Origin of the sequence: Haloarcula amylovorans, from assembly GCF_004681185.1 — an archaeon.
Classification (GTDB): domain Archaea; phylum Halobacteriota; class Halobacteria; order Halobacteriales; family Haloarculaceae; genus Haloarcula; species Haloarcula amylovorans.
This window is the reverse complement of the sequence record NZ_SRIF01000002.1, coordinates 1387236-1413857: the sequence shown is the minus strand read 5'-3', so window position 1 is coordinate 1413857 and position 26622 is coordinate 1387236. Positions and strand designations below refer to the sequence as shown.

The window sequence follows — 26622 nt, the reverse complement described above, 5'->3', positions numbered from 1 at the left end:
TTGGAACCGACGACTCAGACCCCTCTCGGAGATTCCGCCCGTCCAGTCAGGTTGTCGGGCACGAGGCGATAGAACTCGAACGGCACCACGCGTGTCGGCTCGTCGAAGATGTCGACGAGCGGAATCTCGACTCTGTCGAGTCCGTCGAGCGTCTCCGTCTCGATGCCCGACTCCTCGACGCCTTCTAGTCGGCCGTTGGCGACGACGCTCCGCCAGCGGTCGTCTTCTTCCCGGTGAACCACGAACGAGACCGGATGGTCCGCGAGGTCCGGTTTCGAACGCTTTGCACCGACGGACAGTCGAAAGTAGAACGTCCGCGTCTCCGCGTCGTACCCGTACGAGACCGGAACGGTGTGCGGTGCCTCGTCCGCGTCCGTCGAGAGGGAGAGGACACCAGTGCCACCGTTGTCGAGGAACGCGTCGACGTCTGCCTCGTCCATCTCTACGGAGTCATCTGTGGACATACCCGTACTATTATTGGCTAAGCTATAATTTCTATCGTCCGTTATGCCTCGTGTTCCTCGTCGCTTCTGTGGACCGTGAGCACCGGAACGTGCGTTTGCCGAACGAGTCGCTCCGCCGTGCTCCCGAGGAGCAGTCGATTCCACCCCGTCCGTCCGTGGGTCCCCATGGCGACAAGGTCGATGTCGTGGTTGGCGACGTAGTCCAACAGCTTGCGGGCCGGAACGCCGGTGCTGACCGACGTCTCCGCGTCGAGTCCCGCCTCCCGCGCCGCGGTCGCTACCGACTCCGCGGACTCTTCGGCGAGCGTCTCGAACTGCTCGAGGAGCCCCGGCGGGACCCCCACCTCGGTCCCCGTCGCGATGTCGCCGAGGTTCACGACGCTGACGGCGTGAATACGCGCCTCGGACTGCTCGGCGATAGCGATGGCGTGAGCGACGGCTGCCGTCGCGTAGTCGCTCCCATCGGTCGGCACGAGAATGTCGTCGTATCCATCGTTCACGATGCTTCGCTCCGTCGCTCGCACCGTGAGAACGGGAACCGGGGACTGCCGGACGACTCGCTCGGCGACGCTCCCCACGAGGTACCGCGATAGCCCTCGCCGGCCGTGCGTCCCCATCGTGACGAGGTCGATATCGTGGTCGTCGACGTAGTCGAGGATGGTCTTCGACGGTTGACCGGTCAGAACCGACGACTGCACCGTCTCGACGGCCGCGACCGCGTCGTCGAGTGCATCGATGGCCGTCTGCGCGTTCGTCTCGAGTCGGTCGACGAACTCCTCGTCGACGCCGCCAGCCGAGAACGGACCCGCCGCCTCGCTGAGGTCGACGACGGTGAGGAGATGCACCGTCGCGTCGAACGCGTCCGCGAGGAACGCCCCGTGTTCGGCCGCTCGGACGGCGTGGTCGCTCCCATCGGTGGGGATCAAAATATCGTCGTACATCCGTATCTGTCGATACACGTTCGCCACTGATAGCTTTGGGTCGTGACGATGCGAACACACCAGTCGCGACGGTCGGGGGGTGGTGAACGGACACACCCACCCCACCGTGTCGAGTGTTTCCACGCGGCGGTGGTGGGGGGTGAAACGACGGCTGGAAACGAGATACTGGACGGGAGCGGGCACCCCCACCCCACCGTGTCGAGTGTTCTCGCTACAGGGGGGGCGGGGGTATCCAGCGGCTGGTCGAAATTCGAGTTCGGTCAGATGCGTCGTGTCACCGAATCCGATTAGATGCGCCGTGCCACTCGGTCCGGCGGAACGATGTCTTCGAGTTCGCGGACCACGTCGCGGACGAGATCAAGCGGGACATCGAATTCGTACTCGTGGTACTGACCGCCCGCCCGTCCCTCGTTTCTGACGGTTCGCTGGAGGATTCCGACCATCGATAGGTCGGCGAGGTGGTCGTGCATCCGTCGACGGACGAGTGGGTCCGTCCCCGAATGGTCCGCTACGGTTCGATACTCGGGGTAGATCTCGCGGACGCGGGCCGGCATCTCGTCTTCGAGTGCTAACGAGAGCGTGGCGATAAGCGTCAGGTGACCGTGGTGGGTCAGCTCGCGCATCCCGTGGCGAATCTGTCCGCGTTCGAGCGCCTGCGACGCCGCCCGGACGTGGTCCTCGACGATCGGTGGATCGCCCTCCGTTCGGGCGATGTCGCCCGCCTTGTAGAGCAAATCGAGCGCCTGCCGCGCGCTACCGGTATCTTGTGCCGCGATGGCGGCACACAGCTGTAAGACGCCAGCCGAGAGCGCGTCCTCTTGCAGTGCGCCGTCGACACGCTGTTTCAGAATTGACTCCAGTTCGGGAGCTTGATACGGCGGGAAGTGTATCTCCTCTTCACAGAGGGTGTCCTTGACCTTCGGCGAGAGCGTCTCACGGAAGCCGAAGTCGTTGCTGATGCCGACGACGCCCGGTTTGACGCTGTCGAGGTACCCGTTCGAGCGCGCGCGGGGGAGCTCGTAGAGGATGTCGTCGTCCTGTCCGATGTGGTCGATCTCGTCTAAGACCAGCAGCACCGTCCCGCCGATGGACTCCAGTTCGGAGTACAGCATGTCGAAGACGGTCTGCTGTGGATAGCCGGTCGTGCTGATCTGCTGGTTCGCCGGACGAAGGAGGTTGACGAGGTTCGCGGCGACCTGATACGAGGAAGAGAAGTTCGTGCAGTTCAGCCAGTAGACAGAGAGGTCGACGTCGTCGTACGCCTCGACATCCTGTCGCAGATGCGAAAGGAGAAAGCGGGTGACCGCCGTCTTCCCGACGCCGGCCTTCCCGTAGAGGAAGATGTTCCGGGGCTGCGCGCCGTTGATGACGGGCTGGAGCGCGTTCTCGTAGGCCTCCAGTTCCTCGTCTCGGGCGGCGATGGAGTCCGGTTGGTAGTCCTCACGGAGCATATCCTCGTCCCGGAAGATCTCCGTGTCCCTGGTGAACCGCGTCATCGAACCACTCTATGAACAAGTGGTTCATAAAACCACCGTGTCGGATGCGTCAAGTGTTCTTCCCACTAGAGAAAAACTTCGCCTCGCGTCCATATCACACCCCTTCGTGTCGAGTGTTTTCGTCCGTGGTTCGAGAAGCCGAGAACACTCGACGCGGTGGGGTGGGAGGGACCGAAAACGAGCCAATTAGCACTGAGAGCAGGCGGTGAGAGCGACTTAAACCAAGAATGGCGAGAATATGATAGCTTCGTTCGCCACGCTAACACCCCACAGGGATGAGCAGCAGTACGGTCGTGTCGGGACAGGAACACTCGACACGGTGGGGTGAGGGAATCACCGAACGACTCATCCTGTCACTTACCGCCGCCACGAACGGGCCACCCACCATCTGCGAGAACATTCGACACGGTGGGGTGGGAGACGAAGAACTAGCGAAACACCGGCAGCAGCTATCTGATAGTTACGGCCCGAAGACTCGGCGACGGCGACTCTGATACCGACGCTCGACAGTTACTCTCGACGAAACACTCTGACCGTGTCGCGCTTCTGGACGGACGACTCGACCTCGACGAAGCCGCGCTCGGTGAACACGCGATTCCAGTCCCGATAGTACAGTGGAATGTCCTCGTCGACGTAGTTGACTTCACCGTCCTCGCCGCTCTCGTTCTCGACCGTTAGCAGCAGGTCGTCGGTGATCCGAGCGAGGTCGTCGAACACCCACTCGGCGTCGGGATGGATATGTTGGAGCGTCTCGACGGAGAAGACGGCGTCGAACGATCCGTCTTCGACCGTTTCGACGTACTCCTCGATAGCGGCCGCGTGAAAGGTGCCCGTCGCCGCCAGTTCGGGATACGTCTCGGCGAGGGTGTCCAGCGCGTCCGCGTTAACGTCGACGCCAGTCAGGTCCGAAAAACCGCCGTCGGCCAGCTTGGCGAGGTGCCGCCCGACATTGCAGCCGACCTCTAGAACGCTCGCGTCGCTCCCGACGTACTCTTCGAGGCGGGACCGCAGCAGTTCGCTCGTTTCGTCCGGGCCGTAGTGGGCGTAGTACGTCGGTGAGTACTCGCCGGAGCGCTCGGCCCACTCGTCTCGGATATCGTGAGAATCCACGGTTAGTGGGAGTGGCGGCGGCCTAAAGGTCTGCCGACACGACGGTAGTTTTCGTTTTCACGAGCCCACATCGCGACCGACTCACAACTCCACGGTGCCGAGGTCGGCCTCTAACTCCTCGACGTGATCGTTGTACGCGCGGACGAACTCGCGGAACTGTGGGGCGTACTCCCGGATGTCGGCGGCCGACGGCGGTTCGTACTGCGAGAGGAGGTACAGTCCGCCCGATCCGCCGACCCGGAGGTACGACGCCCCGTCGCTGTCCCATTTCAGTTCCCAGCGCGTCCCCGCGACGCGTTCTGTAAACGTTCCGTAGTCGCTGCCTTCGTAGCGCTGGAGTTCGCGAGCGATGCGGTCACAAACCTCACGGATACGGCCCAGCACGCGGTCCCGTTCGCCGACGACGCCGTCGGTGGTCGTCACTTCCGGAAACTCCGTCGAGACGTCGTCCAAGACGCCCTCGTGGGAGGCGACATAGTCGTTGAACCCGGCGACGAAGGCGTTGTAGTCGGTCAGCGCGTCTGCGAGCGGTTCGGGTTCGGGCGGTTGCTTCGTCGAGACGACGTACACCTCGCTGCCGCGACCCGGATCGAACCGGAGGTACGAGAGGTCACCACCCTCGTACTTGACGGTCCACTCGCCGCGGTCGGTCTCGACGGTCGCCAGTCCGTAGTCGCCGCCCTTCAACCGGGCCAGTTCGTAGGCGATGCGGCCGGCGTGGTCGCGCACGGCGGCGGCGATCTCGTCACGTCGGTCGGCGACTGCCGCCACGTCGTCGGGTTCCACGGGAGGCCAATCAGTCACATCGATTCCACGCGCGCGAACGGCATAACGGGTGCGATACGCGAACGCAGCGTGGCGTTCCGTCTCGATTTCGACTCGCGTTCCGGACTGACAGGCGGTCCCTGCGAACGGAAGCAAGCGCCTACCGAGACTGGCATCGACTCTATAAATAAAGGCGTGGCCCTCGCTCGACGGGTATGGACGACGGTCGGGTGAGACGACGCTTCCTCGGCGTTGCGCTCTGTTTCGCGCTCGTGACCCTTTCACTCTCGACGGCACTTTTCGCTGACACCGCCGAAGCGAGACACCGGTGGACGGCGGAATCCATCGGCGACGGCTACGGTGTCGCGGACGCGGTTCCCGCAGACTCCGGACCCACAGGTTCCGGCGTCTATCCGCACGGCCGAGAGCCACACGGACCGCCGACGACACCGACGGAACCGAAGCCCGCCACGCCGACGCCGACTGAGACACCCCGAGAGACAGCAACGGAAGCGTCCAAATCGCCACCAGTGACAGCGAGACCGAACTCAAAAGCGATGGCAACGGCCGCTTCACCGGTCGGCTCGACCACGGATACAGCGAGGGAAACTACCGAACCGGACGAGAAACCCACTGAGAACGCAGACAGCGGCGGTTCGCTGTCGACTGCGGGCCCGCTCGCTGCCACCCTCACCGCGTTGCTCCTCGGCAGTGCTCTCGTCGCGATTCGGCGTCGGCGGTAGTGTCCACACTCCAGCCGACGACTATTCACGATACGTGAATACGTTTATACAGATAGAGGGAGTCACTACGGATATGGCCCGCCCGACGGTTCCTCCGGCCGACGAGATGGAAGGGCAAATCGCACAGACGACAGTCACTAGCTTCCGCGTCGTCGAGGCGCTGGAAGGGCGCGATCCGACCGGCGTGAGCGAACTGGCCGCCAACCTCGATATGGCCAAAAGCACCGTCCACAAGCATTTGAGTACGCTTCGTCAGTTGGGCTACGTCACCCGTGAAAACCGGAAGTACCGACTGAGCCTCGGCTTTCTGGGGCTCGGGACCAGCGTCCGAGCGCGCATGGACCTGTATCAGGCCTCCTACGAACCCATCGAGACGCTCGCGGAGGCCACCGAGGAAGTCGCGAGCGTCATGGTCCCCGAACACGGCCGCGGTGTCTACCTCCGACGGGTGACGAACGAGGCCGAACCGCCGACCGACCTCTACGAAGGCGAGCGGGTGCCGCTGACCGCGACCGCCGGCGGCAAGGCAATCCTCGCATACCTTCCAGAGGACGAACGGAACCGCCTCGTCGACGAGCGCCTGCCCGAGTTCACCGAGAACACCATCACCGACCGCGACGCGCTACTCGAGGAACTCCAGACGGTCCACGACGACCGGGTCGCCCGGGACCGCGGCGAGTTCGACGCCGACCGCCACTGCATCGCCGCACCCATCACGGATACGAACAACGTCGCCATCGCCGCGGTGACGGTCTCCGGGCCGGCAGACCGGATGCGCGAGAAGTCGCCCACCTACGACTTCTCTAGCATCATCGGAAGCACCGCGACCTCGATACGAAATCGGGTAATCGAATAACCGGCCGCAAGACGACGATGCGACGCGATATCACTCACAGACCGATGAACTGCTGCACATGACTTCCGAGACGTCACCCAACGTCCTCGCGGTGCTCACCGACCAACAGCGGTGGGACACCCTCGGCGCGTACGACTCGCCGATGGACTTGACGCCGACCCTCGACCGACTCGCGCGACGCGGGACACTCGTCGAACGGGCGATTTCGCCTCAACCGGTCTGCCGGCCGTTCCGCGCCGCCTTTCACACCGGCCAGTTCGCCACGGAGACTGGTGTCTGGCGTGAAGGGTTGGAACTCGGCGAGGACAGGACGACACTGGCCCATCGCTTCGCCGAGGCAGGATACGACGTAGGATTCGTCGGGTCGTGGCACCTCGGCGGGACGTTCGACGAACCGGTACCGACGGCCAACCGAGGCGGCTACGACGACTTCTGGCGCGGTGCGGACGTCCCGGAGTTCACCTCGAAACCGTACGAAGGCCATCTCTACGACGAGTCGGGCGAGCGCGTCCCCTTCGAGAAATACCGGACGGACGCGTTCACCGACTTCGCCACGACGGCGCTCGACTCCCTCTCGGAGCCGTTCTTCCTCGTCGTCGCCTATCTGGAACCACACCACCAAAACGACATGTGGACGTTCGTCGCGCCCGACGGTTACGCCGAGCGATACGAGACCGACCCGTACGTCCCGCCCGACCTCGAAAACCGCCCCGGCGACTGGTTCCGCGAGCTACCGGACTACTACGGGATGGTCGAACGCCTCGACGAGTCCATCGGCGACTTACTTGGCGCGCTCGAAACCCACGGGCTGCGCGAGAACACCGTCGTCTCCTATACGTCAGACCACGGCTGTCACTTCCGTACCCGGCCCGGCGAGTACAAGCGGACGCCCCACGAATCGGCCGTTCGCGTCCCCGGTATCCTCGCCGGCCCCGGCTTCGAGGACGGGGGGGACGTACGTCGCGTGACGAGCCTCATCGACTTTCCGCCGACGCTACTCGACGCCGCCGGTCTCCCCGTCCCCGAGGAGATGCACGGGGACAGCCTCCTCCCGGTCGCCCGCGGCGAGAAAGTCGACGAAGGCGGCGACGCATTCATCCAGGTCAGCGAGTCACAGGTCGGTCGGGCGCTCAGGACCGATCGCTGGAAGTACGCCGTCGCCGCGCCCAAACAAACCGGCTGGCGCGGCGGCAACGGCCAACCGGACAGCGACACCTACGTGGAGCGCTACCTCTTCGACCTGCACAAAGACCCCGCGGAACAGGTCAACCTCGCGGGCCGGCCGAACTACCGTGACGTCTCCGACCGGCTGAAAGAGCGACTCCTCGAATATATCGCCGACGTCGAAGGCGCGAACCCGACCATAAAACCGCGCGAACGCGGCTTCCCCGAGTACTGAGACCGCCTGGACGACGCGCCGACGGACCGTTCCGACAGCGATGACCCGGTACGACACATCACCTAGATGCTGACGCGCCGGGTGATCGCTTAGCGCGTCTCCGACTGCGCTCGGCCGACGGCCCGCGCGACCGCGAGCAGGTAGCCGAGCCCGTACTGGACCTCGGGGTCGCGGACACTCCGGAGCAGTCCGACGGGGCCGACCCGTTCGTGGTTGCCCCGTTCGGCAGCGCCAACGCCCGCTAGCAGCGTCTCCAGTCCCGCACGGGTGTCGCCGTCGGCAGCTGTGTCTGCGACTTCCCCGAGCGACGCCCCCGTGGACGCGAGCGAGGTGACCATCTCGTCGTCGAGGGCGGCGGTCGCCAGCGACGCCACCTCGGCGAGTTCGGCCAGTTCCTCGAGCGTCCCGCTGCGCTGGAGTTCGACCAGCGTCTCCATCGCCTCGGCTAATTCGGTTCCGTTCGCGCCGACGCTCTCGGCGAGCGCCACGGTCTCTGCCGTCGCGAGGCCGTCAGCGGACTCGGCGAGCGTCGACCCGGTGTCCGCGAGTTCGACGACCATCTCGTCGGTGAGCGCCCCCTCACCGAGTGCGAGAACGTCGAGCAAGTCGTTGACGGCGTCGAGTCGGCGGACGAACGACGCGACGGCTTCGGGATTCTCCGCGATGGCCGCTTCGAGCGCGTCCCGCTCCGCCGCGGTCTCTTCGGACATAGCTCAGAGTAACCCCCTGGCGGTGAGCCAGTAAGACTCGTTGTAGGCCAGTTTCGACCAGTGGAGCTTCTGGGACGGCGGCGCGGGCGACGGCGGGTTCTCGTAGTCGAACTCGACGAACGACGCCGCGTCCATCCCGGTCTCGACGAAACATAGGGTCTTGCCGTCGTAGGTTGCCGTCGCGGGTCGGCCGCGAACCTCGCTGGCGAGTCGACGGGCCACGACGCCGGCCTGATAGTGAGCGACGCTCCCGGCGTTCGGGACACCGGTCGCCGCCGTGTCCCCGAGCGCGTAGACGTTCTCCGCGGCCGTCGCCTCCAGCGTGTGCTTGTCGACGTCGACCCACCCGTCGTCGCCGAGGCCGGCCTCCTCCACGAGGTCGATACCCCGATGGGGCGGGATCGACACGAGGAGGTCGTAGTCCAGTTCCGCCCCCTCCATCGAGGTGAGCGTCCCCGCCTCCGGGTCGACCGTTTCGGCGTTGAAAAACGTCTCCACGTCGATGTCCCGTTCGTCCATCAGCGGACGCGCCCACTCCGCGATGTGGGGGTTCCCGTGGACGCGCTGGATAGGGTAGGTGTACGTGATGTCGATGCCTTCGCGCAGGCCCCGCTCTCTGAACCAGTCGTCGGCCATGAACACGAATTCGAGCGGCGCTGCCGGGCACATGTGCGGCGTGCCGATCACGCTGAGCACCAGGTGGCCCTCGGTCATCGAGATGAGTTCATCTCTGAGCGCGGTCGCACCTGCTTCAGAGTAGTAGTCGTGACCCCCCGTCTCGAGGCCGGGAATCTCGTCCGGGGCGAGCGTCGACCCCGTCGCGAGGACGAGGCGGTCGTACCCGACCGACGCGCCGCTCTCGTAGCGCAGTCGCTGCGCCTCGGTATCGAGGTCCACGACGCGGTCGATTCTGAGGTCGATCCGGTCGTCGACGAGTTGCGACAGCGGTCGGCGACCGTCCTCGGGCTCGCTCTCGTCGAAGGGGACGTACAGCCAGACCGGCTTGTAGATATGGTCCGGCCCGTCGTTGACCAGCGTGACTCGGACGTCGCCGGCGTCGATTTCCCGAGCGAGTCGGTCGGCGAGATTATTGACGAGTACGGTCCCGCCGGTCCCGCCGCCGACGACGACGATGTGTTCGGTCATGCCTTCTCCACGTCGAACGCCACGTGGTCGTCGAACTCTTCGACCGCCAGCAGTTCGTTTCCGGTCGATTCGACCCACTCGGGAACGTCCGTGAGAGACTGGTCGTTGTCACTCAGCAACCGCACCACCGTCCCTTCGTCCGCGCTCCGAATCGCGCCGACCAGGTCCATCATCGGACCCGGACAGGCGGCCCCGCGAGCGTCGACGGTTTCGTCGGGTTGAATGTCGGTATCGGTCATCGTCACACGTAAGACTTGCCGCCGGAGGATATAATATTGTGTGTCAATTCCAAGACTGTGGGAATAGGTGGAATGGAGGGGGCTAACGGGGCCAGTTAGCTCCCCGCAACCTCTTCGTCGCTCACGAACGCGAACGTGGGGTCAACCGGCGGCCCCGTCCCGGTTTCCACGAACGCCCGTACTGCGAATAGCATAGCCGCGACCGCCCCCTTCATATCGGTTGCTCCCGGCCGTAGGTTCGGTCGTGGACTCGCTCGCCGAGCGGGTCTCGTGACCACGTGTCGCCGTCGAAGGGGACCGTATCGAGGCGGCCGTTGAACAGGCGCGTCCGGTCGGCAGTTCCCGGAAGCGTGACCAGAAGGTTCGGTTTCGCCGGGTCGACCTCGAACCGAGAAACGTCGACCGGCAGCGGTGAGAGCCACTCTTCGAGTAGCTCGACGACCTCACCGGTGTCGCGGGCGGGTTCGACGTGTCGACGGCGAGCAAGTCGAGCGCCAGCGCAGTCAGGTCGGTTCGGTTCGCGAGAGTGTATGCGTCGGGCGTGTCGGCTGTCGTCATTTGAGAGCTCCATTCGGTTGCCTTCGACCCGAATCGGAGACAGGACGGCGATGCATCGCTTAGGAGTGCGATTCGATGGCCGTCCGGAGTCGGGATCGGTCCTGCATCCCGACGAACCGGTCGACCTGAGTGCCGTCGGCGAAGAGGACGAGCGTCGGAACGCCCTGTACACCGTACTCTGCCGCTACCGGCTGGTTGGCATCGACGTCGACCTTCACGACGGCGGCGTCGGTGTCGCTCGCCAGTTCCGCGACCACCGGCTCTATCATCTGACAGGGCCCACACCAGTCGGCGTAGAAGTCGGCCAAGACGACGTTGTACCGCTGTATGGCGTCATTTAGCTCGGCGGCTCCATCAACGTGGACGGGTTCTGCCGGCGTCGCTGCCCCGTTGTCGGTCTGCCGTTCGCGCAACTCTTCTCTCTTCTTTCTGCGGATGTCTTCCAGTGACTCCTCTTCACTCATCGGTCGTACGTTCGCACTCTAGCCACATAGCTATTTTGTGATAATAGTACAATACTATAACACCCTCGAAAGGGATGCTGGCGACGACCGCACGTCCGTTTATCCATCGAAGGAACGCCTCGGCGCTGCGCTCGATCGGTAGCTCGTTTCGCCGTTGCCGGACAGTTTCTCCCCTACGAAAAGACGGGTACCGAGGGTTCGAAACCACGCGATTCCCTCGCTGCGCACGGGGTTCGCTCCTTCAAATGCTCATTGGTTCACTTCTCACTCCTCGTGTCCTGTCGTCGCGTAGAAGACGGATTCTGAGAGGTTTGAACTACGGTCGGAGCAAGCTCCTCCCTGCTGCAAATTCCTCAGCTGACGCTCCTCCGTGCTTACTGTCGTTCACGCAGAAATCACGGGCGCTGAGGGATTTGAACCCCCGACGGTTTGGTCCGAAGCCAAGCACTCTGTCCAGGCTGAGCTAAGCGCCCTGTGTTCAGACATAATCCACCAGTCCGGTTTAAACCAACCGATTCGTTTCCGTCGACCGCGATCGGGCAACAGGTAGCCATCTTGCGCGTGCCTGTCCAACTTTCTATTGGTACGGAAAAGAATATATGTCGATGCGGGGAGATACAAACGACGCCGCCGTGCCAATGGAGAGCCGAGCGAGCATCGGTCACTATAATGTACGACCTTGGACCCCGTTTCACGGAGACGTCGGTCGAGCCCGGGACGAATCTCCTCCTCCGCGGCCCGCCACTGACGGGTAAACGCCAGTTAGCGATGGAGATCCTCGCCGCTGGAGCGGCGACTACTGAGGGGACGGTCGTCGTCTCGACCCGCGATAGCGCTGAGCGAATCCGAACCGACTACGGCACGCTCTTCGACGAGATGGCGACAAACGCCATCGGGATCGTCGATGCCGTCACACAGCACAGAGGCCACGCGGTGGAGGCAGACGACTACACGAAGTACGTGTCCTCGCCAAACGACATGACGGGACTGGGTGTCAAATTCGCCGAGTTCGTTCAGTCGTACTACGTCGAGGGGCGGGTCGAACGGATGCGCGTGTTCCTCGATTCGCTCACGACGTTGCTGCTGTACACTAATCTCCAGACCGTGTTTCAGTTCATGCACGTCTTCACGTCGCGCGTCGAGAACGCCGACGCGCTGGGACTGTACACCATCGAATCGACGGTTCACGACGAGGAGACCCTCGATACGCTCACACGACTGTTCGACGGCACGATAACGGTCGACGCGGAGACGGCGACGCTGTCCGGAACGACGTTCGAGGACCGAACGATCGACCTGTAGGCGACCGATAATATGTACTCTCGTAGTTCATGCCGTGATTCGCCGTCACGGATCGGCGAATATCGGGACACAGTGACAACAGTCTCAGTCGTCGCTCGACTTCGCGTCTGCCTCCGTCTCTCCCGACTCCGTGGCCGCGTCCGACTTGGCCGTCGAGCCTTCGGCGTCCTCGATGAGCGCGTCGGTGAGGACGGCGTCGGTGTCGACGCCTTGCTCCTCTGCGATCGCTTCGAGCAGCGCTCGCTGCTCGTCTAATCGTCCGTCGATCTCGTCGACTCGGGTGTTGGTCGCTTCGACCGTGCCGCGGAGGTCCTGCAACTGTGCTTTGAGTTCGTTGACCTTCGTATAGAGGTCATCGGCGATGTCGGCGACTTTCTGCAATTTCTTCGCCGTCGAACCTAATCCCATGCACAGGAGTATGATCAGTAACCATTTCGTCGTTTCGCTCGAACGTCGCCGTTAAGACGCCGCCGTTCGGACCATCGCTATGGACGACTTGCGGACCGCGCCAACCGTCGGTATCGTCGGCTGTGTGCTCTATCTTCTCGCCCTCGCGGTGCCGTACCTCCTCGTCGAGACGACCAGTGCCGTCGGAGCGTACTACGCCTCCGGTGCCCTCTCTCCGGTGATCCCTGCGGTCTTCGCGCTCGTCGCGATCATCGTCTTCGCTGCCGGTCGCGAAGGACGGACGGACCCGAGTGTCGCCGCTGGAGCCGCTATCGTTCTCGGGCTGTTCATCGTCGGTCTCACCCTCTTGTGGGCGATGACGGTGCCCGTGAGTCTGGTGCTCGGACTGACCGAATCGACGCTCATCGAGCACCACCGCTGGGCGGTCGTCGCCGTTGCCCTTCTGGTCCCCCTCGGCGCGGCATGGTTCGCCCGCGCGCTACGACTCTTCTGACCGCAATCCGGGCGCAGTCCCCCGATGTTCCGAAAGGCCCTTATGTGGCGGCGGCAGATTTTCCGTGTGGACTAGGTCGAGGGGCTTGGCCCCCCTCTACGCCCGCGCTATGGTCATTAGCGGGGACCGAAACCCGGGGGCGTCCGGTCAGACGGACGTGGACCCCGTGAGCCAACGTAGAAGCCTCGTCCCACGGGGACGGCGGTCCACGTGGTCGCATCTGCAGGGATGCGCCCACGTGGTTAGTCGATGGCAGCCCGTCAGGCACGGAAGTGAGCAGCGGACCATCGAACACCCGTCGCTCGTGGGGTCGCGGGGTGGAGAAGGCAAACGGGATTACCCACGTCCGAACGCCGGGCAAACCCGGGGTCCATCTCATTCATTCGACATATAATCCCCCAGAGTGCCTACAGTATCCTCGAATCCGAGAGTCGGCGCTCTGCTCGGCACATCCGGTCGAACGTCCGAACGGCGTCTGTCTCTGCTTTCGCTATCTTTCCCTACTATCACGGTCATTACCTGCAATTTCGTCCGTCCCGAGCAGTGAGTACCGCCTGCGAAACACCACGTAACTATCTGAGCTACGAGACAGAGAGACTGGCCATTAGTGTCTTTTTACTTACACTCGGCGAGTCAGCTATGGAGATTGTTCACTGGACCGTCTTTACCTCGTTGTTCACCGTCGGAACGCTCCCGCTGATAATCACACTGACGACGCAGTTCGCCCCTGTCATCCTCGCGGGAGGGTTTTTCGCAATTCTGGCGTTCAGCGTCTTCATGTTCTGCAAGCACGAAGGATCAGATGTGGCCGCCATACGCGACATCGAGTGATACCCTCCATCAACTCCCGAGATATCGACAACGCGGCCGGGCGACGGTCAGCGTGGAAATGGCCACGAGCACCGTTCAGCGGTCCGCGACTCGGACGGTAGCGAACAACCCCTCGCCGACGGGAAGTACGGTCGTCTCGAAATCGGGGTCCGCCCGGACGTGTTCGAGATACGTCCCGAGTTCGTCGGCGGGCGAACCAGGTACCCTCGCGGTGTCGTCCGTCAGCCGTATTTCTAACTCCTCGGGGTCCATCTCCGCGGTGTGTAAGACGTTGTCCGCGACGACGAGGCCACCGAGCCGAACTTTCTCGCGAACCGCCTCGAACGCATCGACGTATCGACCGTTCTCGTGGTCCAGAAGTACCATATCGAACGGTCCATCGTACCGTCCAACGACATCGAGTGCGTCGCCGAGTTCGAAGACTGCCCGATCCTCGTAGCCACCGCGTTCGAAGTACTCCCGCGCCAGTTCGAGTTCGTCTTCGTCGACTTCGGTGAGGACGATACTCCCCTCGCTCCCGACGGCGGGCGCGAGCCAGTACGCCGAGTAACCAAAGCCCGACCCGAACTCGAACACCGACGTCGCGTTGGCGAGGCGAGCGAACAAACGAAGGGCCGACCCCACCTCGTGACCGACGGTCGGGAAGCCCTCCTGTCGGGCACGTCGCTCCATCGCTTCGACCACGGGATCCTCGTCAGGGCTCGCGAGCGAGAGCAGTCTATCTACCGACTCTGTGTGAAGCATCGACATGGCATATCATCGTTCTCCCGATGCCGTATATGTCAGTTGTGTAGGGTGGCTCCGCACGTCCCGGCAAACCGCTACAACAGTTTCTATCAGTCGTCTGCGGGTTCGAGGACGCCGTCCATCCCGGCGAGTTCGAGCCCGCCGCCGACGGTGCGGTTGGGGTAGGGGATATCGATGCCCTCCTCGTCGAACCGTTCTTTCACGGACTGGACGTACTCGCCGCGGGTTTTTACGAAGTCAGCTCGACTGGGGTTGTCGATCCAGATTCGGGACTGGAGGCCGACGGAGGAGTCGCCGAGTTCGATGAGCCGAACCGAGGGCGCGGGGTCGTCTAAGATGCCGACGTGGTTGTGCGCCTCTTTGATGATGATGTCGGTCGCTTTGTCGATGTCGTCGTCGTAGCCGATGCCGAAGACGAACTTCAGGCGGAGTTGGTCCTTGGCCACGGGGTTCTTGATGACGCCGTCGGTGAGCTGAGAGTTGGGGACCGTCAGGAGTTCGTTATCGAAAGTTCGAACCCGAGAGACCCGGAGGCTGATATCCTCAACGACGCCGGCGTGGTCGTCCCACTCGATCCAGTCACCGATGCGGAACGGCTTGTCGGTGAAAATGAAGACGCCAGCGACGAAGTTGGAGATGGTGTCCTGCATGGCGAGACCGAGCGCGAGCGTCGCCGCGGCGGCGATAGTCGCGAGCGACTGCAGGAAGCCGCTGTACTGGGCGAATCCGAACGCCACCGCGATGGCGACGAAGACGATGGCGATACTTGCGAGTTTCTTTATCGGGTTTCGCGCGTGTTTGTCGAGATCACGGGACTGTAACGACCGATCGATGATGGGGACGACAGTCGCCCGCCCGAGCAGATAGACCGCGAAGAAGACGGCGATGAAGACGATTGCTTGCGCCAGCGTCCCCGCGAGCCCCTCCGGCATGAACTGTTCGAGGAGGTTGGCGACTGGCGCGACCTGCATCATTTCTCGAACACCGCCGTATGGCCCCGGACTTGCACGACCTCGGCATTGATGTGTTCGGTGAGTTTCTCGGCCAGTTCCTCGCTACTCGTGCCACCGCGGGCCGACCGGAGGAATCGAACCTTCACGAACTCGTTCTCTTCGAGTTGGGAATCTAGTTCGTCGACGACGGACTCGATACCGTTCTTCCCGACGCGGAGCGTTGCGTCGAGATCGTGTATCCGCTGTTTGCGCGACGTATCGGTCATATGCCCGAGATAAAGTCCGTGGGACTCATAAAACCAACAGTCACGGAAACCGCTCAGCGGTACGGGTATCGGGAGTGTTCACCACAGGAACAGGTGACGACGACGTGGCCGGACTGGGTTCGAACGCGGGCGTTTCGGCCCGGAACGAGAAACGTATCGCACGAGCGACATATAGACCGTTCGAACTCCCGCGGGAGGCGGAGGCGGTGGCGTTCGGCGATGCGCCGCGCCGTGCGGACGTACTCGCGGGCGCGATCCTCGCGCCCCTCGCCGACGGCCTCGCGGGCCATCGCGTGGAGGCGATCGATGCGCTCCCGGGCGATGGTTGTCTCGTCGGGCATCGGCGGTAGTCGGGACCGGGTGCAGAAACGCTTTCCGAACCGCGAAGTTCGCTACGGTGGAGTCGGTACAGTTTTGCTCGCGGCGGCGGTCAGGCCGGGCGTGCGCGTCCTGAACTACCTCGAACTCGCCGACCAGCTGGAGCGGTCGGGCATCGCCACGTCAGTCGCCCACCAGCGACAGGCACTCGCCGACACCGACATCGACGTGCTCACGACGCCGTGGGCCGACGGTCACCCCGCGTGGGCGCTCGGGGGAACCCTCGCCTTCGACGACCCGATTTTTCAGGAATACGACGTCGCTCACTGCAACATGATCGGGCCGGGGTCGGTTGCCGTTGCCCGCCACGCGAACCGCAACGACATCCCGCTCGTCCTCCACGCTCACGTCACCCGAGAGGACTTCGAGGGGAGTTTCCGCGGCTCGAACCTCGTGGCTCCGGCGCTCGGGAAGTACCTCAAGCGGTTCTACTCACAGGCGGACCTCGTCCTCTGCCCCTCCGAGTACACGAAGGGCGTCCTCGAATCGTATCCTGTCGACGCTCCCATCCACCCAATCACCAATGGCGTCGACGCGGAACCCCTCTCCGGATTCGAGTCGTTCCGCGAGGAGTACCGCGAGCGCTACGGTTTGGAGGGGATGACCGTCTTCGCCGTCGGCAGCGTCTTCGAGCGCAAGGGGCTGACGACGTTCTGTGAACTGGCCCAGCGAACGGACTACGACTTCGCGTGGTTCGGGACCTACGACGACGGGCCGCACGGGTCGAAAACGGTCAAACGGTGGGCCTCGAACCCGCCCGAGAACGTGACGTTCACGGGCTGGGTCGAGGACATTCGCGGGGCGTATGGAGCGGGCGACGTGTTCCTGTTCCCCTCGAAAGTCGAGAACCAGGGCATCGTCGTCTTAGAGGCGATGGCCTGCGGGAAGGCCGTCGTCCTTTCTGACATCCCCGTCTTCCAGGAGTACTACGAGGATGGTCACGACTGTCTCATCTGCGAGGATGAGGCCGAGTTCGAAGCCGCCCTCGAACGCCTCGAAGCCGATCCCGACCTCCGGGAGCGACTGGGCGAGAACGCCAAAGAGACGGCCCGCGAACACGGACTCGACCGAGTCGGCGAGCAGTTGGTCGCGGCCTACGAGGACGTGCGCTGACTCCCAGCGAGAGCGACCGCATCGGGCCAGAGCTCGTCAGCTACGACGACTGCGACTGGAGTCGGCTGTCAGTTCGGAAGTGGGCCGTCGACAGCAACGCTCGTCGAGTCAGTCGGCGGCGGCCAATAGCAAGGGTTTACCCGCTGGTCTGATTACGCCGCGGCGATGGCACTGCCGCAGGTGGCCGCGTTCACCGACACGTATCTGCCGACCGTCAACGGCGTGACCTACACGGTCAAGACGTGGCGGGACCGCTGGAACGCCCGCGGCGGCCGCATGGATGTCGTCTACCCCCGGAGCGACCACGGCCCCGAGCCGGGCGAGTTCCCCGTCAGGAGCCTCCCGTTCCCGTTCTACGAGGGATACCGACTGGGAATGCCCCAGATCCCCGACGCCGTCGAGGGGGCCGACCTCGTCCACGCCCACACGCCCTTTAGCCTCGGAATGGCGGGGCAGCGACTCGCTCGCAGACTCGACGCGCCGCTCGTGGTGTCCTATCACACGCCGACCGGCGAGTACGCCGAATACCTCTCCTCGAACGGGGCCGTCGAATCCGCGGTCCAGTCGAGTGCCGAACACTACGAGCGGTGGTTCCTCGACCGCGCCGACGTCATCGTTGCCCCCAGCGACCGCACCGCGACCCACGTTCGCGAGACGGTCGGGACCGACGCCGACATCGAGATAATCTCCAACGGCGTCGATATCGACTTCTTCGAGCCGGTCGAGACGGCGGCGTTCAGAGAGCGCCACGATCTCTCGGACGGCCCGCTGGTGGGGTACACCGGCCGCCACGGGCACGAGAAGTGTCTCGACGACATCCTCACGGCCTGTGATGGACTGGACGTGACTGTCGTCTTCGGTGGCAACGGCCCGGCCAGAGACTCGCTCGAAGCGAAAGCCGCCGAGATGGACCTCGACGTCCGTTTTCTGGGGTTCCTCGACCGCGAGGAACTGCCCCAATTGTACGCGGCCCTCGACGTATTCGCATTTCCCAGTCCGGTCGAGACGCAGGGGTTAGTCGCGCTCGAAGCGAACTGCTGTGGTACCCCCGTCGCCGCCGTCGACGCCGGTGCGCTCAGCGACACCATCGACGAGGGTAAAACCGGCTACACCTATCCAGAGGGTGACGTGGGACGGTTCCGCGAAGCGATCGAGCGAACTCTCGACGAGCGCGAGCGGCTTCGTGAGAACTGCCTTGCTCGCCGCGAATCAGTGAGCGTCGAACACGCCGTCGACCGACTGGGAAGCGTCTACAAACACGTCCTATAGGACAGACGCCACCGAGCGAGCGCACGCTGCCGAGGGCTCGAAGAGGTCGGTCGTCTGGATCACTCTGTCGAGACGTTTTCGGCGATGACGCAGTTCGTCGACGCGTCATACCGGAGGAGGTCGGCGTCTTCCATCCTCGGCAAGTGGTTGTGATGCAGCGTGACTGCGACTCGCTCCACCGCCTCGTCGTCGCCTGCGTCGAGACCCTCTTCACGGGCTGCGACTTCCGTCGCCAGCGCGACGAGGGCGGCCGGCACCGTCGTCTCTTTGAGGGCGTCTAAGAGGACGCGCCGTCGGTCGGACGCTAACAGGAGATACCGCTCGTTCGCAGAGAGGTGAGTTAGCTCACTCCACCCGTCTGACTGCACTGTTGTTGTGTTCGACATGGGTCTTAACTCGACGTGTGCCAGCGTCCACCGGCACCGGTACGATATATTGTCAGCCGGACCAGTAAGAGTGTAGCCTAGACACCTAGGTTGTCTTTCGCGACAGCCCCCGTCGATTCGTCACGACCGAGTGTACGACCGGCCGATGCCGAACGCGACGCCGTTGACCAGTCCGAACAGAACGCCGAAGACGAAGTCCTGTACGACCAGCGCGAGAATCATCCCGATGCCGATACCGGCGACGGCGGCTTTCAACACCGTCGGCCAGTGAACCCATCCCAATGGCCCGTCGTCGTCTGTCATATCGGGTCGACGGTCGCCAGTACGTAAATCGTGTCGTCGGTCAGCGCGCCGACCCGTCCCTGCCGTCAAGGTCGGTCTGACGCGCGCCAAGAGCATCGAGGCGGTCGGTTACGTCCGGATGAGAATCCGGGAGGACGCGCTCGCAGAACTGATTCCAGCGGTGGGCGATGCGGGCCGCTCTGGTCGTCGGCGTCTCGCTCTCTCCGTTCGCGATCGCGTACGGCAGTACACACAGCTCGCGGACGCCAGTCTGGGCGGCGCGAACGTCCGCCGTCGGCCGCTGGTCGCCCGTCAGTGTTTCGAGTGCGCCCGCGAGCGCGGCGGGCGAGCCACAGATGGCGACGCCGCCGGCGTCTGCCGAATACTCACGAATGCGCGAGAGGAGGCGGTAGCAGGCTGTACTGGCGAGATAGAGCGCGGCCACGGTCGGCATCGCGACGAGCGCGAACGGGATCATCGCGAAGTCCGCCTGCGTGAACCCGTGTGAACTGTCGTCGTCATCGTCGCCGTTCGTTTCCTCACCGCCGGTCTCCCCTCGGCCAAGGAACCACCCGGCTAGCACCGACTGCGTGAGATAGCGACCGAGCGCGGCGTTGAACCGAGTAGTGACCGCTGGGAGGAACGCGGCCGCGGTCATCACGAACGCGTCGCCGTTCTTGAGGTGGGCGAGTTCATGAGCCAACACGGCGTCGAGTTCGTCGTCGTCTAAGCGTTCGAGCAGCGTCGTCGTCACGAACAGCGTCTGCTCGCCGGGTCGTCCGGCGACGAAGCTGTTCGGTGCTGCGGATTCGATGACCGAGACGTCCGGTGTGGTCATGTTCGCCGTGTATGCCAGTCGTTCGACTCGGTCGCTGACCGTCCGTGCGGTCGCCGAGCGATCGATCTTCTCGCGCATCGCCGCGACGCTGTCGGGTGTCTGTTCGGCCGTGCGTTCGCCGTCGGCGAGCGCATCGCGCAGCGTCATCCGATAGCCGAACACCGACTGCACGACGAGCGTTAGCGGGGTCCCGACGGCCAGAGCGACCCACAGCGGAACGTAATCGAAGCTCATCGTCCAGAACAGGTGGTCGTACTGGTAGGCGAAGAGCGGGGCCAGTCCGAACGCGACGTGAGCGAGGACGTACGCCGCGGCGACGGCGACGATGTCGAAGGCGACCAGCACTGCGCCGAGTGCCAGCAGGCGGGCGCGGAGTCGCCAGGTGGTGGGAGTGGAGGGGGACATCGTTTAGCCTTCGAATTGGCGAATCAAAAACCTGTTGCCGCGAGTGGGTGTCGAGCCGTATCGACCTCGCAGACGAGCGCGAACCCTACGCGAGTGCGCTTCCGGCCCGAATGATCGTCTTCTCGCCAAAGGCCGGACCGACCAGTTGGAGACCGACCGGCAGTCCCTCGCTCGTCTCCCCCGCGGGCACGGAGATCGCGGGGAGGTTGGCGAGGTTGACCGGCGTCGTGTTGGCGTCGGCGAGGTACATCGTCAGCGGGTCCTCTAAGCTCTCGCCGCGTTTCATCGGTGGGACCGGCATGGTCGGGGAGGCCAGCACGTCGGCGTCAGAAAGCGCCTCGTCGAAGTCCTGTTTGACCCACGCGCGGGCGTCCTGTGCCTTCTTGTAGTACTTGTCGTGATAGCCTGCCGAGAGCGCGTACGTCCCCAGCAGGACCCGGCGTTTGACCTCCTCGCCGAAGCCCTCCTCGCGGGCGTTGGCGAACGACTCGTTCCAGTTACCGTCGTAGCCACCGCTTTGCCCGTAGCGAACGCCGTCGAACCGCGCGAGGTTCGAGGACGCCTCGGACATGGCGATGACGTAGTACGCCTCGACGGCGTGTTCGACGCTCGGGAGGTCGACCTCGTGGTAGGTCGCACCCTGCGATTCGAGCTCGGCCATCGCATCCCAGAACGTCTCGACGACGGCCTCGTCGGCCCCCTCGACGAGTTCGGTCGGGACGCCAATCGAGAGGCCGTCGACATCGCCGTCGGCCGCTTCGGCGTACTCCTCGCCCGCGGCGGGCGCTTCCCGCGTGGTACCGTCCCGTTCGTCCGGGCCAGCGATGACATCCAAAAGTTCGGCCGCTTCTTCGACCGAGGGCGCTATCGGGCCGATCTGTTCGAGGCTGTTGGCGTAGGCGACGAGGCCGTAGCGTGAGACCAGCCCGTACGTGGGCTTGATGCCGACGACGCCACAGAACGCGGCGGGGCAGCGAATCGACCCGCCGGTATCACTGCCGAGTGCCATGTCGGCGTCACCGGCCGCGACGACGGCCGCCGACCCGCCTGAGGAGCCACCGGGAACGCGGCCCTCTGCGACGGGGTTCTCGACGGCCCCGAACGCCGATGTCTCCGTCGTCGTCCCCATCCCGAACTCGTCCATGTTCGTCTTCCCGGGGATGGTCGCACCGGCCGATTTCAGCCGGCTGACGACCGTCGCGTCGTACGGCGGGACGTAGTCTTCGAGCATCTTCGACCCGCAGGTGGTGCGGACGCCTTCGGTCGAGATGTTGTCTTTGACCGCGACGGTACGGCCGGCGAGTGGCCCGTCCTCGTCGCCGTCGATGGTCTCGGTGGCGATGTAGCCGTTGTAGTCGGTCATCTCACGACACCTTCGGCCCTTTGAACTGGCCCGCTTCGGATTCCGGGGCGTTCTGGAGCGCCTCTTCCTGTGTCAGTCCCTCACGAATCTCGTCGGGACGCATCACGTTGGTCAGATCGGCCTCGCGGTCGGTCTCAGGCACCTCATCGAGGGCCTCGAAGGCGGCCAGAATCTCACCGAACTGCTCGGTGAACCGCTCGACCTCCGCGTCGTCGAGGTCGACGCGGGCGAGATCTGCGACGTGTCGGACCTCGTCCGACTCGACGGCGTTGTCGCTCATGTCCGGCCGAAGTAGTGGCCAAGCGGTAAGCGTTTCGAAACTTGCGGCCAAACTGTTGGGGCTGGTTCATATATTCGCAGTATTGTATATCGTATTGGGAAGTGAGTTTTCCGAAACGCCAAGATTGGCTTGCAATGCAGGCAAAGGATTTAAGTCGCTCACCCTACAACAAAAGAGCACAGAGAGCGCTTTTCGGGCTTCCAGACCCGGTTGTCCCTAACCAATGACTGACACCACCATCCGTCGATACACGAGTGAGCGAGAAACCAAAGAGGAGCAGACAGCGGAGGAGAAGGAGGAGACCGCTGTCTGTCCCGAGTGTGGCGGTTCTCTGGTCTCCGACAGCGAGCGCGGCGAGACGGTCTGTGAGGAGTGTGGCCTGGTCGTCGAGGAAGACGAGATCGACCCCGGCCCCGAGTGGCGAGCGTTCGACGCCAGCGAGAAAGACGAGAAGTCCCGCGTCGGCGCGCCGACGACGAACATGATGCACGACAAGGGACTCTCGACCAACATCGGCTGGCAGGACAAGGACGCCTACGGCAACTCCCTGTCCTCGCGCCAGCGCGAGAAGATGCAGCGTCTTCGTACCTGGAACGAGCGCTTCCGCACCCGCGATTCCAAGGAACGAAATCTCAAGCAGGCACTCGGCGAGATCGACCGCATGGCCTCCGCACTCGGTCTCCCCGAGAACGTCCGCGAGACGGCCAGCGTCATCTATCGCCGAGCCCTGGACGAGGACCTGCTTCCGGGCCGTTCCATCGAGGGCGTCTCGACGGCGTCGCTGTACGCCGCCGCTCGGCAAGCCGGAACGCCCCGGTCGCTCGACGAGATCGCTAACGTCTCCCGGGTCGGGAAGGACGAGATCGCCCGGACCTACCGCTACGTCGTCCGGGAACTGAGCCTCGAGATCCAGCCCGCGGACCCCGAGAGCTACGTCCCGCGGTTCTCCTCGGACCTCGACCTCTCCGAGGAAGTCGAGCGTCGGGCCCGCCAGCTCCTCCAGAACGCCAAAGAGGAGGGCGTCCACTCCGGGAAGTCGCCGGTCGGTCTCGCCGCCGCCGCAGTGTACGCCGCCTCGCTGTTGACCAACGAGAAGGTCACGCAGAACGAGGTGAGCGAAGTTGCCAACATCTCCGAGGTCACCATCCGCAACCGCTACCACGAACTGCTCGAAGCCGAAGACAGCGTCCACCCCTAAACGCGGTCGAATCCGTTATTTTCGCTGTTTCGTCACCACCGCTATCGCGGTGAAGACTACTCCCGCTCGGCTCTTTCGTCCGAGACAGCGACGCTACTCGGCGACGCTCTCGACGACGGCGACGTTCTCGAACTCGAATCGTGCGCCGCCACTCTCGCTCTCTGTCACCGTACACGTCCAGTCGTAGACATCGGCCATCTCGTGGACGAACGTCAGTCCTAATCCCATCCCACCCTGCTCGCTCGCCGTCGTGTATCCCGTCTCGAACACCGTCTCCCGGAGATTGGCAGGGATACCGGAACCGTCGTCCTCGACGTAGAATCCGTTCGGTAAACCGCCCACGGTGACGGTAACGTCGGGCCCGCCGTGTTCGACGCTGTTCTCGAAGAGATTCCGAAACAAGTGTTGTACGTATATCTCGTCGGCTCGTATCGTCGTATCGAGCGATACCGTGAGCGTCGCATCGGGTGCGTCTACCTCGTCCCACGCGGCCTCGATGACGGCGGCAAGCGATACCGACGAGGGAGACGAAACCGCCTCTCGGCCTCGCGTCACGATCAACATGACGTCGATCATGTTGTTGATGCGGTCGAACGCTTCCGTGACGTACTCGACGGCCTCGGGATTCGTCTCCCGTGGCAGTTGTTTCGAGTATATCTGACCGATGTTGACCGGGTTTCGCAACTCGTGGGCAAGCATCCCGGCGAAACTGTCCAGTCGCTCGTTTTGTTCTTCGAGCCGCCGTTCGCGCTCGTTGCGTTCGGTGACGTCCCGGACCACGCCGACTCTGTCGTACGGGCTGCCCTCCGTACTCGGGAGACGCGCGACGTTCGCCTCGATGTCTCTGCGCTCTCCATCTGCCGTCTGCATCGTCGCGGTGTAGGTCTTCCGTCCGGCGATATCGGCTTCGAGGTCGCTTCGAATCTCCGTTGTCACGGACGTTTCGTCCAGAACGAGCGAAACCTGTGAGCCGACGAGTTCCTCGCGGTCGTAGCCGGTCATGTCGACGTAAGCCCCATTGGCGAGCGTGAATCGGTCGTCCTCGTCGGCGACGTAGATGCCGTCGTTGACCGTCTCGACGATCGTGTGATACCGTTCGAGCTCCCGACTGTAGCGTTCGGCCTCGCGCTGTCGTTCCTCTGCGTCTAACGCCCGGGTTTTCGCTCGCGCGTCGTGGTTTCCCATTCCGAACCCGGCGAGACCAGCGAGCGACGTGAGGATGAGAACGTTCGCCACGACGTCATTGGGGCCGCTTACTATCTGTATGAAGCCGAGGATGCCGAGCATGACCCCGATGCCCCGAACACACCACTCCGCGATGTCGGCGTAGAGGTCGGGTCGGATGTCTGTTCGCGGGAGTCGATAACCGCCATAGAAAAGAATGAGACCAGCAGAGCCCGTGAGAACGGATATTATCGTGACCGAGTTCGCCGTTCTGTCACTGAGGAGGAGCGTAGCAGGGAAAACCGCGGCGACCAAGACGTAGAGCCCGCCGAGACCCAAGAGTAATCGACGCCCGCCGGCGCCGGCGATGATCCGCGAAGCGTACCCCATACCATACCCAATCGAAGTAAGCAGTAATTATGCTTAGGGGTCTATCCTACCGCCACCGACGGCACCCGAGCGGTATGTCTCGTTCGTCGCAGCGGCTGTTCTCGACGAAACTGGCCTACGCGTAGGTAAGGTGGTGGTAACTAATCACACGCCGCTCGTCTCCTCGACTCCATGTACCACGTCTTGCTCCCGCTCGACGACGACGAGGAACGGGCGCGAGCCCAAGTGGCTGCGGCGGGTGCGCTCCCTCACGCCGAGGAGTCGGTGACAGCGACGGTCTTGCACGTCTTCAGAGACGAGGAGACTGCGGAGAAGACCGCCGTCGAACAGACGAGCACCGGAAAAGTGGTGATGGAGGAGTTGTTGACGGCCGGTGTCACCGCGAACGCCCGCTCCGGCCACGGAGACCCGGAGCGGCAGATAATCGCCGTCGCCGAGGAACTCGACGTCGATATGATTATCCTTGGGGGGCGCAAGCGCTCGCCGCTGGGTGCGCTCGTCTTCGGGAGCGTGAGTCAGGCCGTCATCCTCGACTCCGAGCGGCCGGTCGCCGTGACCGGCCGCGGCGCGTCGGCGGAATAATCACTCGACCAACGACTCGACGTACTGCGTGACGTGGTCGTCCATCCGTCGTTTGTAGCCGGCCTGCCGGGCCAGTCGATCCAGTTCCCGCGACGCTAACGATCCGTACTGCGCCGCTTTCTTCTCTCGGGTCGAAATCGCTTCCGGCAGGGTGTGACGCGCCGCCTGCCGAAGCGTCCACTTGCGCGTCTCGCCGTCGACGAGCATCTCGTCGTCGAGGCGGAGCGCCGCCGACACCACCCGGTCGTGGAGCAACGGCGTGACCGATTCGACGCCCGCGGCCCGCAACGCCAACACGTCCCGCGGGAGTTGTTCGGGGAGCGTTTCAAGTACTTCTCGCTGTGCGCCACGAACGGTCTCGGCCTCGACGCGGGGGTCGTCTGGCGCTTTCGCCACCTTCGCGTATCCGCCGAACAGTTCGTCTGCACCCTGGCCGAGCGCAAGCCGGTCGAAGCCGTCCGCCGCGACCCGCTCGGCGGTCAGATACAGCGGCAGGACAATTTGGACGGCCATCGCGTTCGTCCGCCCCGTCGCGGCGGCGATTTTGGGGACCGCTCGTTCGATGGCATCGTGAGTCAACTCCACGACCTGTAGCTCCCGGTCCAGCAGGTCGGCGGCCGACCGAGCGGCCTCCACGTCGTGGCTGTCGGGGAACCCTGCTACGTACAGCGGTGCGTCGAGGCGGGCGGCCAACAGCGCCGAGTCGAGGCCCCCCGAGAAGGCGATAGCGAGGCTCTCGGTATCCACGGCGTCGATGCTCGTCTCGACAACCTCTCGAACGTGTTCGACCGCGCTCTCGCGGGCCCCGAAAGGACCGGGATTCGGAAGCGTCCAGCGTTCGCGACACCCGTCAGCGTCCCATTTGTGGCCCGCCGGAACCGGGGCAGGGTCGTCGAGGGTCGTCGGGTCGTAACTCCATGCGTCTACCGGATCCGACGCGTCGCGTTCGACGTACAGTGGATATCGTCCCAAAACGTCGCGAACGAGCCTCCCGTCTAACTTGCCGGCAAACCCGCTCGTGCCCGGAAGCGGGTCGCCGTTCTCGACGGCTTCGCGGACGGTATCAGCGTCGCCTCCCTGCAT

At 63.9% G+C, this 26622-nt stretch carries 31 protein-coding genes, 1 tRNA gene, 1 other RNA gene and 1 pseudogene; 11 read left to right on the top strand and 23 right to left on the bottom strand.

Annotated elements, in window-relative coordinates:
* Positions 1 to 14 precede the first annotated feature (14 nt).
* From E4S61_RS14515 to E4S61_RS14495, 5 genes are all read right to left on the bottom strand, one after another.
* Complete coding sequence (locus E4S61_RS14515; protein ID WP_135304638.1) at positions 15 to 464, bottom strand: pyridoxamine 5'-phosphate oxidase family protein; 450 nt, start codon at positions 462 to 464, stop codon at positions 15 to 17.
* Between the two features lie 41 nt (positions 465 to 505).
* Positions 506 to 1405, bottom strand: coding sequence for a universal stress protein (locus tag E4S61_RS14510; protein ID WP_135304637.1), 900 nt, complete (start codon positions 1403 to 1405; stop codon positions 506 to 508).
* Between the two features lie 287 nt (positions 1406 to 1692).
* The gene (locus tag E4S61_RS14505; RefSeq protein WP_135304636.1) at positions 1693 to 2901 is read right to left on the bottom strand and encodes an orc1/cdc6 family replication initiation protein; all 1209 of its coding nucleotides are present in this window, start codon (positions 2899 to 2901) and stop codon (positions 1693 to 1695) included.
* Positions 2902 to 3411: 510 nt separating this feature from the next.
* The gene (locus tag E4S61_RS14500) at positions 3412 to 4011 is read right to left on the bottom strand and encodes a class I SAM-dependent methyltransferase (RefSeq protein WP_135304635.1); all 600 of its coding nucleotides are present in this window, start codon (positions 4009 to 4011) and stop codon (positions 3412 to 3414) included.
* Positions 4012 to 4092: 81 nt separating this feature from the next.
* Positions 4093 to 4815 (bottom strand): hypothetical protein, encoded by a 723-nt coding sequence (locus E4S61_RS14495; RefSeq protein ID WP_394346446.1) that lies wholly within the window; start codon positions 4813 to 4815, stop codon positions 4093 to 4095.
* A 176-nt stretch (positions 4816 to 4991) separates the two neighbouring features.
* On the opposite strand from E4S61_RS14495, the gene E4S61_RS14490 reads away from it, so the two are divergent.
* The 3 genes from E4S61_RS14490 (at position 4992) to E4S61_RS14480 (ending at position 7774) form a co-directional block, all read left to right on the top strand.
* On the top strand, positions 4992 to 5519 hold the full coding sequence (locus tag E4S61_RS14490; RefSeq protein ID WP_135304634.1) for a hypothetical protein: 528 nt from the start codon (positions 4992 to 4994) through the stop codon (positions 5517 to 5519).
* Positions 5520 to 5592: 73 nt separating this feature from the next.
* The gene (locus E4S61_RS14485; RefSeq protein ID WP_135304633.1) at positions 5593 to 6375 is read left to right on the top strand and encodes an IclR family transcriptional regulator; all 783 of its coding nucleotides are present in this window, start codon (positions 5593 to 5595) and stop codon (positions 6373 to 6375) included.
* A gap of 58 nt (positions 6376 to 6433) precedes the next feature.
* On the top strand, positions 6434 to 7774 hold the full coding sequence (locus tag E4S61_RS14480; protein ID WP_135304632.1) for a sulfatase-like hydrolase/transferase: 1341 nt from the start codon (positions 6434 to 6436) through the stop codon (positions 7772 to 7774).
* 89 nt (positions 7775 to 7863) lie between these two features.
* Here E4S61_RS14480 and E4S61_RS14475 read toward each other — a convergent pair whose 3' ends face one another.
* The 6 genes and pseudogenes from E4S61_RS14475 to E4S61_RS14450 form a co-directional block, all read right to left on the bottom strand.
* A complete protein-coding gene (locus E4S61_RS14475; RefSeq protein WP_135304631.1) occupies positions 7864 to 8484 on the bottom strand; it encodes a DUF1641 domain-containing protein in 621 nt (206 codons plus the stop codon).
* Positions 8485 to 8487: 3 nt separating this feature from the next.
* Positions 8488 to 9630: an NAD(P)/FAD-dependent oxidoreductase gene (locus E4S61_RS14470; protein WP_135304630.1), complete on the bottom strand. Its 1143-nt coding sequence runs from the start codon at positions 9628 to 9630 to the stop codon at positions 8488 to 8490.
* The gene (locus E4S61_RS14465; RefSeq protein WP_135304629.1) at positions 9627 to 9869 is read right to left on the bottom strand and encodes a sulfurtransferase TusA family protein; all 243 of its coding nucleotides are present in this window, start codon (positions 9867 to 9869) and stop codon (positions 9627 to 9629) included. Before E4S61_RS14465 ends, E4S61_RS14470 begins: the two co-directional genes overlap by 4 nt.
* Positions 9870 to 9970: 101 nt before the next feature.
* A pseudogene (locus tag E4S61_RS14460) lies at positions 9971 to 10427 on the bottom strand (M20/M25/M40 family metallo-hydrolase); the annotation flags it as partial.
* Positions 10428 to 10486: 59 nt separating this feature from the next.
* Positions 10487 to 10891 carry a thioredoxin gene (gene trxA, locus E4S61_RS14455; protein WP_135304628.1) on the bottom strand — a complete coding sequence of 135 codons (405 nt, stop codon included), beginning with the start codon at positions 10889 to 10891 and terminating at the stop codon, positions 10487 to 10489.
* A gap of 398 nt (positions 10892 to 11289) precedes the next feature.
* A tRNA-Arg gene (locus tag E4S61_RS14450) sits at positions 11290 to 11364 on the bottom strand.
* A 196-nt stretch (positions 11365 to 11560) separates the two neighbouring features.
* On the opposite strand from E4S61_RS14450, the gene E4S61_RS14445 reads away from it, so the two are divergent.
* Positions 11561 to 12193: a DUF7504 family protein gene (locus tag E4S61_RS14445; protein ID WP_135304627.1), complete on the top strand. Its 633-nt coding sequence runs from the start codon at positions 11561 to 11563 to the stop codon at positions 12191 to 12193.
* Positions 12194 to 12277: 84 nt separating this feature from the next.
* Here E4S61_RS14445 and E4S61_RS14440 read toward each other — a convergent pair whose 3' ends face one another.
* A complete protein-coding gene (locus tag E4S61_RS14440) occupies positions 12278 to 12601 on the bottom strand; it encodes a DUF5798 family protein (protein WP_135304626.1) in 324 nt (107 codons plus the stop codon).
* A 79-nt stretch (positions 12602 to 12680) separates the two neighbouring features.
* Between E4S61_RS14440 and E4S61_RS14435 the strand changes: the two genes are divergently transcribed.
* From E4S61_RS14435 to E4S61_RS14425, 3 genes are all read left to right on the top strand, one after another.
* The gene (locus E4S61_RS14435) at positions 12681 to 13094 is read left to right on the top strand and encodes a DUF7548 family protein (RefSeq protein ID WP_135304625.1); all 414 of its coding nucleotides are present in this window, start codon (positions 12681 to 12683) and stop codon (positions 13092 to 13094) included.
* 64 nt (positions 13095 to 13158) lie between these two features.
* Positions 13159 to 13470: signal recognition particle sRNA (gene ffs, locus E4S61_RS14430), an RNA gene on the top strand.
* 263 nt (positions 13471 to 13733) lie between these two features.
* Complete coding sequence (locus tag E4S61_RS14425; RefSeq protein WP_135304624.1) at positions 13734 to 13925, top strand: hypothetical protein; 192 nt, start codon at positions 13734 to 13736, stop codon at positions 13923 to 13925.
* 75 nt (positions 13926 to 14000) lie between these two features.
* Here the strand turns inward: E4S61_RS14425 and E4S61_RS14420 are convergent, their stop codons facing one another.
* The 4 genes from E4S61_RS14420 to E4S61_RS14405 all read right to left on the bottom strand — a co-directional run bounded on the left by E4S61_RS14420 (position 14001) and on the right by E4S61_RS14405 (position 16232).
* Positions 14001 to 14675 carry an O-methyltransferase gene (locus tag E4S61_RS14420; RefSeq protein WP_135304623.1) on the bottom strand — a complete coding sequence of 225 codons (675 nt, stop codon included), beginning with the start codon at positions 14673 to 14675 and terminating at the stop codon, positions 14001 to 14003.
* 86 nt (positions 14676 to 14761) lie between these two features.
* Positions 14762 to 15643: a mechanosensitive ion channel family protein gene (locus E4S61_RS14415; protein ID WP_135304622.1), complete on the bottom strand. Its 882-nt coding sequence runs from the start codon at positions 15641 to 15643 to the stop codon at positions 14762 to 14764.
* The gene (locus E4S61_RS14410; protein ID WP_135304621.1) at positions 15643 to 15891 is read right to left on the bottom strand and encodes a YhbY family RNA-binding protein; all 249 of its coding nucleotides are present in this window, start codon (positions 15889 to 15891) and stop codon (positions 15643 to 15645) included. Before E4S61_RS14410 ends, E4S61_RS14415 begins: the two co-directional genes overlap by 1 nt.
* A gap of 53 nt (positions 15892 to 15944) precedes the next feature.
* Entirely contained in the window at positions 15945 to 16232 is a 288-nt protein-coding gene (locus E4S61_RS14405; RefSeq protein WP_135304620.1) for a ribonuclease P protein component 4, read from the bottom strand.
* A gap of 100 nt (positions 16233 to 16332) precedes the next feature.
* On the opposite strand from E4S61_RS14405, the gene E4S61_RS14400 reads away from it, so the two are divergent.
* The gene (locus E4S61_RS14400; RefSeq protein WP_135304619.1) at positions 16333 to 17382 is read left to right on the top strand and encodes a glycosyltransferase family 4 protein; all 1050 of its coding nucleotides are present in this window, start codon (positions 16333 to 16335) and stop codon (positions 17380 to 17382) included.
* A 165-nt stretch (positions 17383 to 17547) separates the two neighbouring features.
* A complete protein-coding gene (locus tag E4S61_RS14395) occupies positions 17548 to 18651 on the top strand; it encodes a glycosyltransferase (protein ID WP_135304618.1) in 1104 nt (367 codons plus the stop codon).
* 59 nt (positions 18652 to 18710) lie between these two features.
* Here the strand turns inward: E4S61_RS14395 and E4S61_RS14390 are convergent, their stop codons facing one another.
* From E4S61_RS14390 to gatC, 5 genes are all read right to left on the bottom strand, one after another.
* Complete coding sequence (locus E4S61_RS14390) at positions 18711 to 19037, bottom strand: DUF7344 domain-containing protein (protein ID WP_135304617.1); 327 nt, start codon at positions 19035 to 19037, stop codon at positions 18711 to 18713.
* Positions 19038 to 19157: 120 nt separating this feature from the next.
* On the bottom strand, positions 19158 to 19340 hold the full coding sequence (locus E4S61_RS14385; protein ID WP_135304616.1) for a hypothetical protein: 183 nt from the start codon (positions 19338 to 19340) through the stop codon (positions 19158 to 19160).
* Between the two features lie 40 nt (positions 19341 to 19380).
* Positions 19381 to 20562: a M48 family metallopeptidase gene (locus E4S61_RS14380; protein ID WP_135304615.1), complete on the bottom strand. Its 1182-nt coding sequence runs from the start codon at positions 20560 to 20562 to the stop codon at positions 19381 to 19383.
* A gap of 85 nt (positions 20563 to 20647) precedes the next feature.
* A complete protein-coding gene (gene gatA, locus E4S61_RS14375; RefSeq protein WP_135304614.1) occupies positions 20648 to 21925 on the bottom strand; it encodes an Asp-tRNA(Asn)/Glu-tRNA(Gln) amidotransferase subunit GatA in 1278 nt (425 codons plus the stop codon).
* 1 nt (position 21926) lies between these two features.
* Complete coding sequence (gene gatC / locus E4S61_RS14370) at positions 21927 to 22205, bottom strand: Asp-tRNA(Asn)/Glu-tRNA(Gln) amidotransferase subunit GatC (protein ID WP_135304613.1); 279 nt, start codon at positions 22203 to 22205, stop codon at positions 21927 to 21929.
* Positions 22206 to 22428: 223 nt separating this feature from the next.
* On the opposite strand from gatC, the gene E4S61_RS14365 reads away from it, so the two are divergent.
* The gene (locus E4S61_RS14365) at positions 22429 to 23403 is read left to right on the top strand and encodes a transcription initiation factor IIB (RefSeq protein ID WP_135304612.1); all 975 of its coding nucleotides are present in this window, start codon (positions 22429 to 22431) and stop codon (positions 23401 to 23403) included.
* A gap of 93 nt (positions 23404 to 23496) precedes the next feature.
* Here the strand turns inward: E4S61_RS14365 and E4S61_RS14360 are convergent, their stop codons facing one another.
* The gene (locus E4S61_RS14360; protein WP_135304611.1) at positions 23497 to 24957 is read right to left on the bottom strand and encodes a PAS domain S-box protein; all 1461 of its coding nucleotides are present in this window, start codon (positions 24955 to 24957) and stop codon (positions 23497 to 23499) included.
* 171 nt (positions 24958 to 25128) lie between these two features.
* Here E4S61_RS14360 and E4S61_RS14355 point away from each other — a divergent pair, with 171 nt between their 5' ends.
* Complete coding sequence (locus E4S61_RS14355; RefSeq protein ID WP_135304610.1) at positions 25129 to 25539, top strand: universal stress protein; 411 nt, start codon at positions 25129 to 25131, stop codon at positions 25537 to 25539.
* Here the strand turns inward: E4S61_RS14355 and E4S61_RS14350 are convergent, their stop codons facing one another.
* Entirely contained in the window at positions 25540 to 26622 is a 1083-nt protein-coding gene (locus E4S61_RS14350; protein WP_135304609.1) for an asparagine synthase C-terminal domain-containing protein, read from the bottom strand.